This window comes from Pseudarthrobacter woesei, assembly GCF_055412745.1.
Window position 1 is genome coordinate 18897 of sequence record NZ_JBVAYU010000005.1, and the last position, 13676, is coordinate 32572.

Here is a 13676-nt window from a genome sequence, read left to right on the forward strand (position 1 = left end):
GGTCCCCACCTGGACGCGTTTCTCAATTCGATGGTTTATATGGGATAGTCGGGGTATTAGGCTATACATTCGCGCTTCGCCATGCCTGATGCCGTGACACCTGGGGGACCACGCAACCATGAAGAGCTTCCTGGCACGCCTGCGGCCAAAAACGGCGCGCAGGCCCGCCGCCCGCCGCCGCTTCATCACCGGTACGGCCGTCGCCTCTGTGGCGGCGGTTCTGGTCGCGGGTGCGGTCATTTATCCGGGGTTCAAGACCACGGAGGTGGAGTTGAACGACGGCGGTGTGTGGGTGGTGTCGAAGTCCAAGAATGCGGTGGGCCGGCTCAATTATCCCTCCCGGGTCCTGGACGGTGCTGTCACCCCGGCGAGCTCCACGTTTGATGTGTTGCAGGATGCCGGGACGGTGTTTGTTGATGACAGTTCGGGGTCGACCCTGAATCAGGTGTCGGCGGCCCAGATGCGGCTGGGCGGGGACAAGAAGCTGCCCGGCTCGGCCGAGGTGAGCTTTGGCTCGAAGGTCATTTCGGTGACGGATGCGGCCAAAGGCACGGTGTGGGCGCTCTCACCGTCCACGGTGAACGGCTTCGACGAGGAGAACTCCGAGCCGGTCCTGAAGGGCTCGGAGGGGACCGTTTCGGCGGTGGGGTCCGATGACCGGATTTACAGTGCGGATCCGAAAACCGGGCAGGTCACGGTGACCTCGGTGGACGCCGATGGCAAGGCCACAGAGACGAAGGCCAGCTCCTGGGACGGGCTCAAGGGCGCCGGGGATCTCCAGCTCGCTGTCGTGGGGGACCGGCCGGTGGTCCTGGACGCGGGCCGGGGGAAGTTGTTCCTGCCGGGCGGGCGTGAGCTGGCGCTGGCGGAGGCGCGGGACGCGAAGCTGCAGCTCTCGGGTCCGGCGGCGGACGCGGTGGCGGTTGCCACGCCGAAGGCGCTGTTGAGGCAGCCGCTGGACGGTTCGACGGCGAAGGCCGTCAGTTTCGGCGGGCAGGGGGTGCCGGCGGCGCCGGTGCAGCTGGGCGGCTGTATCCATGCGGCGTGGTCCGGGGCGAACAAGTATGTCCGGGACTGCGTGAATGATGCGGATGATAAGACGGTGGCGGTCCCGAAGGCGTCCGCGTCGCCGTCGTACGCGTTCCGGGTGAACCGGGACCTGGTGGTCCTCAACGATGTGAACTCCGGCAACGTGTGGCTGGTGAACCAGAACATGCAGCTGGTCAACAACTGGGACGACGTCATCCCGCCGCAGCAGACCTCCGACGACGCGGACAAGGACTCCGCCGACGAGGTCCAGCAGACTGTCCTCCCGGACCGCACCAAACCCAACAGCGCGCCCGCCGCCAAGCCCGACACGTACGGCGTGCGCGCCGGCAAAACCACCATCCTTCCCGTACTGGACAACGACACCGACCCCGACGGCGACATCCTCACCGTCCGCACCCCGGACCCGCTCAAATCCGGGCTGCTCGCGCCGATCTACGGCGCCACCGGCTTCCAGGCCAGCGTCGGGGCGGACAAGTCCGGCTCGGAAACCTTCAAGTACACGGTGGACGACGGCCGCGGACTCACCGCCACCGCCGACGTCACCCTCAACATCGTGCCGCCGGGGGAGAACGCCGCCCCGCGGCAGAAACCGAGCCGGAACACCACCCTCGTGGTGCAGGCCGGCAAGATTGTCAGCCAGAACATCCTCACCGACTGGATCGACCCCGACGGCGACGACCTGTTCGTCGTCGGCGCGGCCGGCAGCGACCCCCGCGACCAGGTCAAGGTCCGGCCCGACGGACTGCTCAGCTTCCAGGACGCCGGCTCCGAGCCCGGCCGCAAAACCGTCACGGTCACCGTCTCGGACGGCCGCTCCACCGCCGAAGGCAAAGTCACCGTCGACGTCCGCGCCGCGGGCGCGCTGCCGCCGATTGCCAACGCCGACCACCTCGTCGCCGTCGCCGGGGTGGACACCGTGATCGCCCCGCTCAAGAACGACTCGGACCCGCAGGGCGGGGCGCTCCGCCTCGCGCAGGTCACCCCGGACGGCAACTCCACCGCCACCATGGGGGCGGACCAGCAGACGTTCACATTCAACTCGACGGCCCTGAACGCCCACTACGTCTCCTACCTCGTCACCAACGGACCGGCCAGCGCCCAGCAGCTGGTGCGCGTCGACGTCGTCCCCGGCGGCGGCGATGGAGCCCCGGTGGCGGTCCGCGACACTGCCCTGCTGCCCAGCGGCGGCAGCGTCCTGGTGGACGTCCTCGGCAACGATTCCGATCCTTCGGGAGGCGTGCTGGTGGTGCAGTCCGTGACCGCCGCGGACGGGCTGCCGGTGAGCGTGTCCGTGTTGGACCACTCCGTCGTCCGGATCACCGACGTCCGTGCCCAGGGCCAGCTCAGCGTCAAATACACGATCTCCAACGGCAAATCCTCCGCGAGCGGGGAAATCGCCGTCCTGGTGGTCCCCGCACCCTCGAAGCTGCAGGCGCCGCAGGCGAAACCGGACGAGGCGACGGTGCGCGCCGGGGACGTCGTCACTATCCCGGTGCTGGAAAACGACACCGACCCGAACGGCGGCAAACTCACCCTCGAACCCGTCCTCGCCCAGCAGCCGGACCCCGCCGACGGCCGGATCTTCACCTCCGGCGGCGCGCTGCGCTTCATTGCCGGCGAGGTCCCCAAGACGGTCTACGCGATCTACAAGGTCACCAACGCCTCCGGGCAATCGGATTCCCAGCAGGTCACCATCCGCATCCGGGCACGCGACGACGAACGCAACACCCGCCCGGAACCGAAGAACCTCACCGCACGAGTGGTGGCCGGCATGACCGTGCGCATCCCCGTGCCGCTCGACGGCGTGGACACCGACGGCGACTCCGTCCAGCTGACGGGCGTGGACAAGGCCCCCGCGATGGGCACAGCCGTGGTCAAGGACGGCTACCTGGAATTCACCGCGGCCGGCAACGGCGCCGGCACGGACACCTTCAGCTACCGCGTCCGCGACCGGATCGGCGCCGAAAACACCGGCACGGTGATCGTCGGCATCGCCCCGCAGGAAGCCAACAACCAGACGCCCATCGCCGCCGATGACTCAATCGATGTCCGGCCGGGCCGCAAGATCGCCGTCGAGGCCCTCACCAACGACTCGGACCCGGACGGCGACCCGATCAGCCTGGTCGGCAACGGCTTCGAGGCCCGCCCCGAGCTCGGGGTGGAGGCGGCCGACGGCGGCAAGGTGCTCCTGACCGCCCCCGGCACCGCCGGCAACGAAAGCGTCAGCTACAAGATCCAGGACGACAAGAAGGCCCAGGGCAGCGCCGTCATCCGGGTCCGGGTCAGCCCGGACGCCGCGTTGAAGCGCCCCGTCGCCAAAGACGACGTGGTCACGCCGGCTGAGACGCTGGGCAAGTCCGCCGTCGACGTCCCGGTGTTGAAGAACGACGCCGACCCGGACGGTGTCGCCGCCGACCTCAGGATCAGCCTGCCCGACGGCAACCCGAACGCCCGCGCGGGCGACGGCACCGTCCGGGTGGCCCTCGCGCCCAAGGACCAGCTGGTCCCGTACACCGTCACCGACGTCGACGGCCAAAGCGCGACGGCGGTCATCTGGGTCCCCGGCCAGGGCGAACAGCACCCCACCCTGGCCAGGACCGACGCCGCCGAAGTGATGGCCGGCAAGCAGCTCAACCTGGACCTGAACGAGTACGTCCGGGTCAGGGAAGGGCGCACGCCACGGATCACCCAGGTGGACAAGGTCCGCGTGCAGGGCGCAGACCCGCAGAACGTGGTGGCCGGAAACGGCAGTGCGCTGCGCTACGCCGCGCTCACGGACTACGTGGGCCCCGGCTCCGTCACCTTCGAAGTGACCGATGGTACCGGCCCGGATGATCCGCAGGGCCTCAAGTCCACCCTCAGCATCATCACCAAGGTGATCCCCGATCCGGACGCCAACCACCAGCCCAGCTTCAGCGGAGCCTCCCTTGAGGTGCCGAAGGCCGAGTCCGCAAGCCTGGAGCTGGGCAGCCTGGCCAAGGACGTGGACTCCGGGGATCAGGAGAAGCTCTCGTTTGAGCTGGACGGCACGCTGCCCGAGGGTTTCAAGGCCTCCGTGGACGGTGCCACCCTCAAGGTCACGGCGGACTCCGCCAAGGCCGCCGGCTGGAAGGGCAGCATCCCGCTCAAGGTCACTGACGGCCGCTCCGAGCCGGTCAAGGCCAGCGTCACGGTAGCGGTCGTGGCCTCCAGCCGGCCGCTGCCGGTCGCGAACGAGGACGTGATCGAGAAGGCCAACGCCGGCAAGACCGAGACCATCAACGTGCTCGCCAACGACTTCAACCCCTTCAGTGAGACCCCGCTGAAGATTGTCTCCGCCACGGTGGAAACCGGTTCCGCCGCCGGGCAGCCCGCCGTTGCCGGTGACTCGATCACGCTCACCCCGGCCCCCGGCTTCAAGGGCGTGATGGTGCTCCGCTACTCCGTCATGGACAAGACCGGCGACGTCTCCCGGCAGACCGACGGCCGGGTCCGGATCACGGTCCGGGACAAGCCGGACGCCCCGTCGGCACCCAGCGCCACGGACGTGCGCAGCCGGACCGCGGTGCTCAAGTGGACTCCGCCCTCGGACAACGGCGCCACCATCAGCAAGTACACGGTGCGTTCGAGCAACGGCTTCAGCCAGGAGTGCGCCACCACGACGTGCACGCTCAGCGGACTGACCAACGACGTCAAGTACGTCTTCACCGTCACCGCCACCAACGAGGTGGGGGAGTCCGTGCCGTCTCCGGCCTCCAACGAAATCCGGCCGGATGAGAAGCCCTCGCCGCCGGAGTCTCCCACGGTCAAGGCCGGGGACAAGAACATGGTGGTCACCTGGCCCGCGGCGAAGACCGAGGGGTCGGCCGTGAAGAACTACAACCTGGAGATCTCCCCGCCGCCGGCCAGCGGCATCGCGGTGAAGAACGGTGTGGCCGGCCTGAGCTACACCTGGCCCGGACTGACCAACGGCGTGCGGTACAAGGTCCGGGCCCAGGCCGTCAACGAACTCGGCCCGTCCGAGTGGGGCCTCTACTCGGCCGAGGACAACCCGGCCGGCGTCCCGGCCGCCCCGGCAGCTCCGACGACGTCGGTCGCGTCCGCTGTGGGGACCTCCAACCAGCTGAAGGTGAACTGGAGCGAGCCGAACACCAACGGCGACGCCATCAGGAACTACTACGTCACCATGAACGGCGGCGGCGGCACCACCCAGACCCAAATGATTGCCGGGACAGTGCGGACCGCCAATTTCACCGCGAACAACTCCGAAACCGGCTACACCTTCACGGTCCAGGCCGAGAACAAGGCGGGCAAGGGGGCGGTCAGCGCCGCCTCGGCACCCCGCCGCGCCACCGGCAAGCTCGGCCAGGTCTCCGGCGTGAGCGCGACGGCGGCGGACACCGGCGGCGCAGGCAGGGCCGTGGTCATCAACTTCCGGGAACTGGACGCCGCTGGACGGAACGGCTCCCAGCCCGGTGAGGTCAGCTACACCTACTACGCGAGCCCCGGCGGAATGACCGGCGCGATCACTCCCGGCCAGAAGGTGGGCGGCTTCAACAACGGCCAGGCCACCACGGTTACCGTGACGGCCAACTCGAGCGTCGCGCCGAGCTCCGACGCCAGCGCCGGGGCCACCGCCACGCCGTACGGCTCAGCCGGGACGCCCGCGGCGTCCGGTCAGAACGGCGCCGAGAACCAGCGGAACCTCAGTTTCAGCTGGAGCTCGCCGTCGACGACGACCAACGACGTCGCCTACACCCAGATCCTCATCGACAACGGCGGCTGGGAGCGCGTCCCGGCCTCGGGAAGCCGGACTATCAACACCGGCGGCTTCAGCGAACCACACCGGATCCAGGTCCAGACCGTCAACTCCGTGGGCACCGGCGGTCCGATCGCCACGGCCACCGCCCAATCCGGGACGCAGAAGACCAGTTGGGCAACACGGCTCAACACCGGAATGGACCGCAGCTGCACTGATCTGCCGGGCGCCACGTCCTACGACGACAGCGACCCAAGCAGCCGCACCTGTGACGGAAAGTCGGGCTACACCAGACCCTGGATGTCGCGGTTCGATTCGTTCGACGTCATGTGCTGGAAGCCGCACGGCACTTACTACAGCGGCGACGGCCAGTGGTACTACATCATGCGCGGCTCCCCGAACGCGACGCGCTGGATCAATTCCACGCACACCTTGATTGGCCCGCCCGGCCAAAGCGGCGTTCCGCGGTGCACCTTCCCGGTAGGAGCAACGCCATAGCCGCGCCGGGCCCCGGGCGGCCACCGGCCGGCGGGGAGACCTCCCCATCGCGCGCTTCCGGACCGTTCGGTAGGCTGTCGCGGGGAGTGGGCGGCCGTGTCTCGGGCCTGTCGGGGGAAACACGATGCAATCTTGAAGGAAATCTGAAGCTGTGGGACGTCTGTTTGGCACGTTGGGGAAGCCGGGATTGACGAAACGGCGCAAAAAGTTCATCACCGGTACGGCCATCGCCGTAGCGGCGGCGGTGCTGATCACTGGCGCCATCATTTATCCGGGGTTCAAGACCACGGAGGTGGAGTTGAACGACGGCGGTGTGTGGGTGGTGTCCAAGTCCAAGAATGCGGTGGGCCGGCTCAATTATCCCTCCCGGGTCCTGGACGGTGCTGTCACCCCGGCGTCGGCGACCTTTGATGTGTTGCAGGATGCCGGGACGGTGTTTGTCGACGACAGCTCCGGGTCCACCCTGAATCAGGTGTCCGCGGCCCAGATGCGGCTGGGCGGGGACAAGAAGCTGCCCGGCTCGGCCGAGGTGAGCTTTGGCTCGAAGGTCATTTCGGTGACGGATGCGGCCAAAGGCACGGTGTGGGCGCTCTCGCCCTCCACGGTGAACGGCTTCGACGAGGAGAACTCCGAGCCGGTCCTGAAGGGCTCGGAGGGGACCGTTTCGGCGGTGGGGTCCGATGACCGGATTTACAGTGCGGATCCGAAAACCGGGCAGGTCACGGTGACCTCGGTGGACGCCGATGGCAAGGCCACAGAGACCAAGGCCAGCTCCTGGGACGGGCTCAAGGGCGCCGGGGATCTCCAGCTCGCTGTCGTGGGGGACCGGCCGGTGGTCCTGGACGCGGGCCGGGGGAAGTTGTTCCTGCCGGGCGGGCGTGAGCTGGTGCTGGCGGAGGCGCGGGACGCGAAGCTGCAGCTCTCCGGTCCGGCGGCGGACGCGGTGGCGGTTGCCACCCCGAAGGCGCTGTTGAAGCAGCCGCTGGACGGTTCGACGGCGAAGACCGTCACCTTCGGCGGGCAGGGGGTGCCGGCGGCGCCGGTGCAGCTGGGCGGCTGTATCCATGCGGCGTGGTCCGGGGCGAACAAGTATGTCCGGGACTGCGTGAATGATGCGGATGATAAGACGGTGGCGGTCCCGAAGGCGTCCGCGTCGCCGTCGTACGCGTTCCGGGTGAACCGGGACCTGGTGGTCCTCAACGATGTGAACTCCGGCAACGTGTGGCTGGTGAACCAGAACATGCAGCTGGTCAACAACTGGGACGACGTCATCCCGCCCAAGAACCAGTCCAATGACCAGGACCAGGAGTCGGCGGACAACAACACCATCAACATCCTGCCGGACCGCACCAAACCCAACCGGCCGCCGGAAACCAAGCCCGACGCCGTCGGCGTCCGGCCGGGACGCACCACCATCCTGTCCGTGCTGGACAACGACTCGGACCCCGACGGCGACGTCCTCACGGCGAGTGTCGGCAACGCCGGGCCGAAGGCGGGCAGCCTCGAAACCATCTACGGCGGCACGGCCTTCCAGATCACAGTGCCGGCGGATGCGAAGTCCGGCACCGAAACCTTCCCGTACAACGCCGCCGACGGCCGCGGTCTCACCGCCGCCGGCAGCATCACGCTCAATGTGGTAGGCCCGGACGAGAACAAGCCGCCGCTGTTTAAACGCGGGGATCCCACCACCATGCTCGTGGAGCAGGGCAAAACCGTCAGCCAGAACATCCTCACCGACTGGACCGACCCGGACGGCGACGACCTCGTCCTGATGGACGCCAAGGCGGACAACGACCAGGACCAGGTCAAGATCCGCCGCGACGGGCTCCTCACCTACCAGGACTCCGGTGCCGCCCCGGGCAATAAATCCGTCACCGTGTCCGTCTGGGACGGCCGCGCCACCACCACAGGCAAGGTTGTGGTGAACGTGCAGCCGCCCGGCGCCCTGCAACCGGTGGTCAACGCGGACCACGTGACCGCCGTCGTCGGCCAGGACCTCGTGATCGCTCCGCTGAAGAACGACGTCGATCCCAACGGCGGCGCGCTGCGCCTCGCCCAGGTGGAAGCCGCCGGCACGGCGCAGCTGGGCCCGGTGACCGACGGCGGCACCTTCACGTTCCGCAGCGACACCCCCGGCCCCGTTTACCTGACCTACATCGCCAGCAACGGCCCGCAAAGCAGCCAGGGCCTGATCCGGGTGGACGTCGAATCGGGCAAGGACACCGGCAACCCCGTCGCCGTGCACGATGTGGCGCTCCTTCCTGTTGGCGGCAGCGTCCTGCTGAACCCGCTGGCCAACGACTCCGATCCCTCCGGCGGAGTGCTGGTCCTGCAGTCCGTGCAGCTCCCGGAAAACTCCACCGCCTCGGTCAGCGTGATCGACCACAGTGTCCTGCGGATCACCGATGTGGTGGGCACCAAGGACCCCTTCACTTTCCGCTACACCATGTCCAACGGCGCCAAGTCGGCCACCGGCAGTGTCTCGGTGGTCCCCGTCCCGGCCCCCGCCGTCGTGGAGGCCCCGCAGCCCAAGCCCGATGAGGTGAACGTGCGGGTCAACGATGTGGTCACCATCCCGGTGCTGGCCAACGACACCCACCCGCAGGGCGAGAAACTGACCGTGGACCCGGTGCTCCCGCAGCCCGTTCCGGAGGCTGACGGCAAGAGCTTCGTCTCCGAAAACACGCTCCGCTTCATCGCCGGACCGGTACCCAAGACGGTCCGCGCCATCTACAACGCCGTGGACCCGCAGGGCCAGAAGAGCGCCGCGGCCGTCACCATCCACATCCTGCCACTGGAAGGTGCCGAGAACTCCCGGCCGCAGCCGAAAAACCTCACCGCCCGGGTGGTGGCCGCCGGTTCCGTGCGCATCCCGGTGGAACTGGACGGGATCGACCCCGACGGCGACTCGGTCCAGCTGACCGGCATCGACAGTACCCCTGGCATGGGCACCGCCACCGTGGGCAGCAACTTCATCGACTTCACCGCCGCCGGCGACGGCGCCGGCACGGACACCTTCCGGTACAAGGTGGTGGACCGGCAGGGCGCCGTCAACACCGGCACCGTCACCGTGGGTATCGCCCCGCGCGGGGACACGAACCAGTTGCCCACCCCGGTGGACGACGAGGTCAAGGTCCGGCCGGGCCGGCAGATCGCCGTCGACGCGACCGGCAACGACACCGATCCCGACGGCGACCCCATCCGGATCCTCGGCGACGGCATCGAGGCCGCCGCCGAACGCCAGGCCACCGTCAGCAAACAAAGCGGACGCATCATCCTGCTGGCGCCGGACCAGGAAGGCACCGTGAACGTCCGCTACACCGTGGCCGATGACCGCGGCGCCACGGCCCGGGCCGCCATCGCCGTCAAGGTCCTGAAGGATGTGCCGCTCCTGGCCCCCATCGCCCGGGATGACCGGGTGACCTCCGCGCAGACGCTCGGCAGGACCGCCGTCGACGTGCCCGTCCTCAAAAACGACGAGGACCCCGACGGCGTCGGCGAAAACCTCAAGATCGCCACGGAAGCCAAGACCGCCCGGCCCGGTACCGAGGGCACCATGATCGTGGAGCTGACCGAACAGCCGCAGCTCATCCCTTACACTGTGGAAGACGTGGACGGGCAGAAGTCCACCGCCATCATCTGGGTCCCGGGGCTGGGCCAGCAGGTGCCGACCCTGGCCAAGGACGACGTCATTGAGGTGGTGGCCGGGCAGTCCGTCACCGTGGACCTCAACGAATGGGTCAAGGTCCGCGACGGACGCTCGCCGCGCCTGACCCAGACGGACCGGATCAAGCTGATCGGTGCCGACGGCTCGGACCCGGTGGCCAACAACGGAACCGCACTGAAGTACACCGCGGGCAAGGACTATGTGGGCCCGGGATCGCTCAGCTTCGAAGTCACCGACGGCTCGGGCCCGGACGATCCCGCCGGCCTCAAGGCGACCTTGAGCATCCGCACGAAGGTGCTGCCTGACCCCAACCGCAACAACCCGCCCGTGCTGCTGGGCAGCCAGATGGACGTACCCAAAGCTGACTCGGCCAGCACTGACCTTTCAAGGCTGACCGCGGACCCGGACGACGGCGATCTGGACCGGATGAAGTACGAAGTGGTGGGCAACGTCCCCGCAGGCTTCGACGCGCGCATCGACGGGAAGACGCTGAAAGCCTCGGCGAAGGACGGCACCGCCGCCGGAACCACCGGCGCCGTGCAGGTCAAGGCCAGGGACCCGCGGGGGCTGGAGGCGACCGCCACGTACCAGCTGGCAGTGACCGCCTCCAACCGGCCCAAGCCGGTGGCCAACGACGACGTCGAACCCAACGCCGCCGCCGGAAAGCCCGTCACCGTCCGGGTGCTGGACAACGACGCCAACCCGTTCCCGGATTCTGCGCTGAAGATCATCTCGGCCGTCACAGAGACCGGCCAGGGGAGCGCAGCGGTCAACGGCGACGCCGTGACGGTGACCCCCGCTTCAGGGTTCTCGGGGACCATGATTGTTGCCTACACTGTCTCCGACAAGACCGGGGAATCCTCCCGCTACGCGACGGCCCGGATCCGGCTGACGGTCAAGGACAAACCCCTGGCCCCGGCCACACCCCAGGCGCAGAGCGTGGGTGACCGGACCGCCCTGCTGAACTGGAGCGCCCCGGCGGACCGCGGCTCCGCGATCACCAAGTACACGGTGTACGGGGAAGGCGGCTACCGCCAGGACTGCCCGGCCAACTCCTGCACCCTCAACGGGCTGAGCAACAACGCCAAGTACCACTTCCAGGTCACCGCCAGCAACGAGTTCGGCGAATCGGAGCGCTCTCCGGCCTCGGCCGAGGTGCGCCCGGACGTCAAGCCGGACACCCCGGCCGCGGCGGCGGTGAAGTTCGGCGACCAGCAGCTCACCGTCACGTGGGTGGCCCCGGCGTCCAAAGGCTCGCCGGTGAAGAGCTATGACCTGGAGATCTCGCCGGCACCGGCCGGGCAGAACGCCCAGGTCCAGAACCTCACCGCGATGAGCTACGTCTGGAAGGGCCTCAGGAACGGGGTGGCCTACAAGGTCCGTGTCCTGGCCCGGAACGACGCGAAGGAACCCTCCGAATGGAGCGGCTACTCGGCCGCAGAAACCCCGGCCGGGGTGCCGGTGACCCCGGCGGCGCCCAGCGCCAGCCAGGCCGGTTCCGTGGGCGCACAGAGCCAGCTCAAGGTCTCCTGGGCGGCGCCGAACAACAACGGTGACGCCATCTCCGCGTACACCCTGACCACCCTCCGCGGCGGGGCCGCCATGGGCAGCCAGCAGGTGGCAGGCACCTCGCAGAACGTCACGGTGGACAACTCCGAGGCGGACTACACGTTCACCGTCTCGGCAACCAACAAGGCCGGCACGTCCGGGGTGAGCCCCCAATCCGCGCGGATCCGGGCGGCCGGCAAACCCGGCACTGTGAGCAGCGGAACCGTGTCGGCGCCGGGAAGCAGTGGTCAGTTGACGGTGACCTTTACGCCGCTGACCCCGGCCCAGCGCAACGGCTCCCAGGATACGGAGATCAGTTACCGCTGGTCCACGGCCCATGGCTCGGGCCCGATCAACGCCGGCGGCGGCACCATCACCGGCCAGCCGAACGGCCAGAACGTCACCGTCAACATCATTGCCACCTCCACGAAGAACAACGTGGCCGGCGACGCGAAGGCGATCGGTTCGGCCGTGCCCTATGGCCCGCCGGAAGCGCCCAGGGTCACCGGCGGTACCTCCGGCGTCGGGGACGGCCAGGTGCACTGGACCTGGACGGAGCCGAATGCCAACGGGCGGCCAATTAACCGGTACGAAGTGAACTACGACAGCACCGGTTGGACGAGCGTCGGCCTGAACCGCCGCTATGACCGCAACGCCGGCGGCTGGAGCCAAGATCACAGCCTGAAGGTCCGGGCCTGCAACGGTACGGACGGGATCAAGGATTGCAGCGGTGCCGATACCGCCACGGCACGATCCGGGGCAGACCCGACCCCGCCGCTGTCCCAGATCCAGGTGGAAGCCTCCACCGTCCGGACCTGCCCCGGCCGGCCGGGAGTCACGGACTCCTACAGCGACGGCCCGCCCAAGGATTGCGGCGCCGGCTGGGTGGAACGGGCCGAGGGCAGGCTCAACATCAACTGCACCAAGGACATCTACAACAACGGCACCCCCTGGTTCCGTGTCACCCAGGGCAGCCACCCGGACTGGTTCGTGAAATCAACCACAGTGGATCTCTACGGTCCGCGGCCCGGTCCCTGCTGATGCCGGCCGGTAAACTGGCCGCCGGACGCTGCGGGCCTCCCCAACGGCCGCGCACCACAATCTTCCACCCAGAACAGGACAGGACCACCCCATGACCATGACCACCGAACAGGCCGAATGGTTTTCCGGCACCTTCGAGAAACTCGTCGAGAACGTGGGCCAGGCCGTGCTCGGCAAAGCCCACGTCATCCGGCTGACCTTGATGGCGATGCTGGCCGAGGGGCATGTCCTCTTCGAGGACGCGCCGGGCACCGGCAAGACCTCACTGGCGCGCGCCCTCGCCGCCACCGTGCAGGGCTCCAACAACCGCATCCAGTTCACCCCGGACCTGCTGCCCTCGGACGTCACCGGCGTGACCATCTACGACCAGAAGACGCAGAAGTTCGAGTTCCACAAGGGCCCCATCTTCAACAACATCGTCCTGGCCGACGAAATCAACCGCGCCTCGCCCAAGACCCAGTCGGCGCTGCTCGAAGTGATGGAGGAGTCCCGGGTCACGGTGGACGGGACCACGTACGAGGCGGGCCGGCCGTTTATGGTGATGGCCACCCAGAACCCGATCGAACAGGCGGGCACCTACCGGCTGCCCGAGGCCCAGCTGGACCGCTTCCTGATCAAGACCTCCATCGGCTACCCGGACCATGCCTCCACGGTGCAGCTGCTTGGCGGCGCCAACCTCAAGGACCGGTCCAAGGACATCACCGCGGTCATCACCACCCAGGCGATCGCGGACATGGCGGACCTCGCCGCCACCGTGCACGTGGATACCGCCGTGCTGGAATACATCTCCAGGCTTTGCGAAGAGACCCGCAGCGCCCCGGAAACCCGCCTCGGTGTCTCCGTCCGCGGCGCCCTCGCCATGGTCCGTGCCGCGAAGGTGTGGGCGGCTAGCCAGGGCCGCAACTTCGTCCTGCCTGACGACGTCAAGGACATCGCCGCCGTCGTCTGGACGCACCGGCTGGTAATGGACCCGGAAGCCGAATTCTCCGGAGCCACCGCCGACGCCGTACTGACGCGCGTTATGGCAGAGGTCGCGGCCCCGCAGCAGCGCGCTTCCGTCTAGCCGGATCCCAACCGGCCAACAGGTCCACCGGCAACGCGGCACCCCCGCATCCCAGCACGAACAAAGGCACC

General features: G+C 68.3%; 3 protein-coding genes. All 3 read left to right on the forward strand.

The window, feature by feature from the left end:
• Positions 1 to 118 precede the first annotated feature (118 nt).
• The 3 genes from ACZYZE_RS08960 to ACZYZE_RS08970 all read left to right on the forward strand — a co-directional run bounded on the left by ACZYZE_RS08960 (position 119) and on the right by ACZYZE_RS08970 (position 13605).
• Positions 119 to 6286: an Ig-like domain-containing protein gene (locus ACZYZE_RS08960; RefSeq protein ID WP_463907384.1), complete on the forward strand. Its 6168-nt coding sequence runs from the start codon at positions 119 to 121 to the stop codon at positions 6284 to 6286.
• A gap of 187 nt (positions 6287 to 6473) precedes the next feature.
• Positions 6474 to 12542 (forward strand): Ig-like domain-containing protein, encoded by a 6069-nt coding sequence (locus ACZYZE_RS08965; protein WP_463907385.1) that lies wholly within the window; start codon positions 6474 to 6476, stop codon positions 12540 to 12542.
• A gap of 91 nt (positions 12543 to 12633) precedes the next feature.
• On the forward strand, positions 12634 to 13605 hold the full coding sequence (locus ACZYZE_RS08970; protein ID WP_463907386.1) for an AAA family ATPase: 972 nt from the start codon (positions 12634 to 12636) through the stop codon (positions 13603 to 13605).
• Positions 13606 to 13676 lie beyond the last annotated feature (71 nt).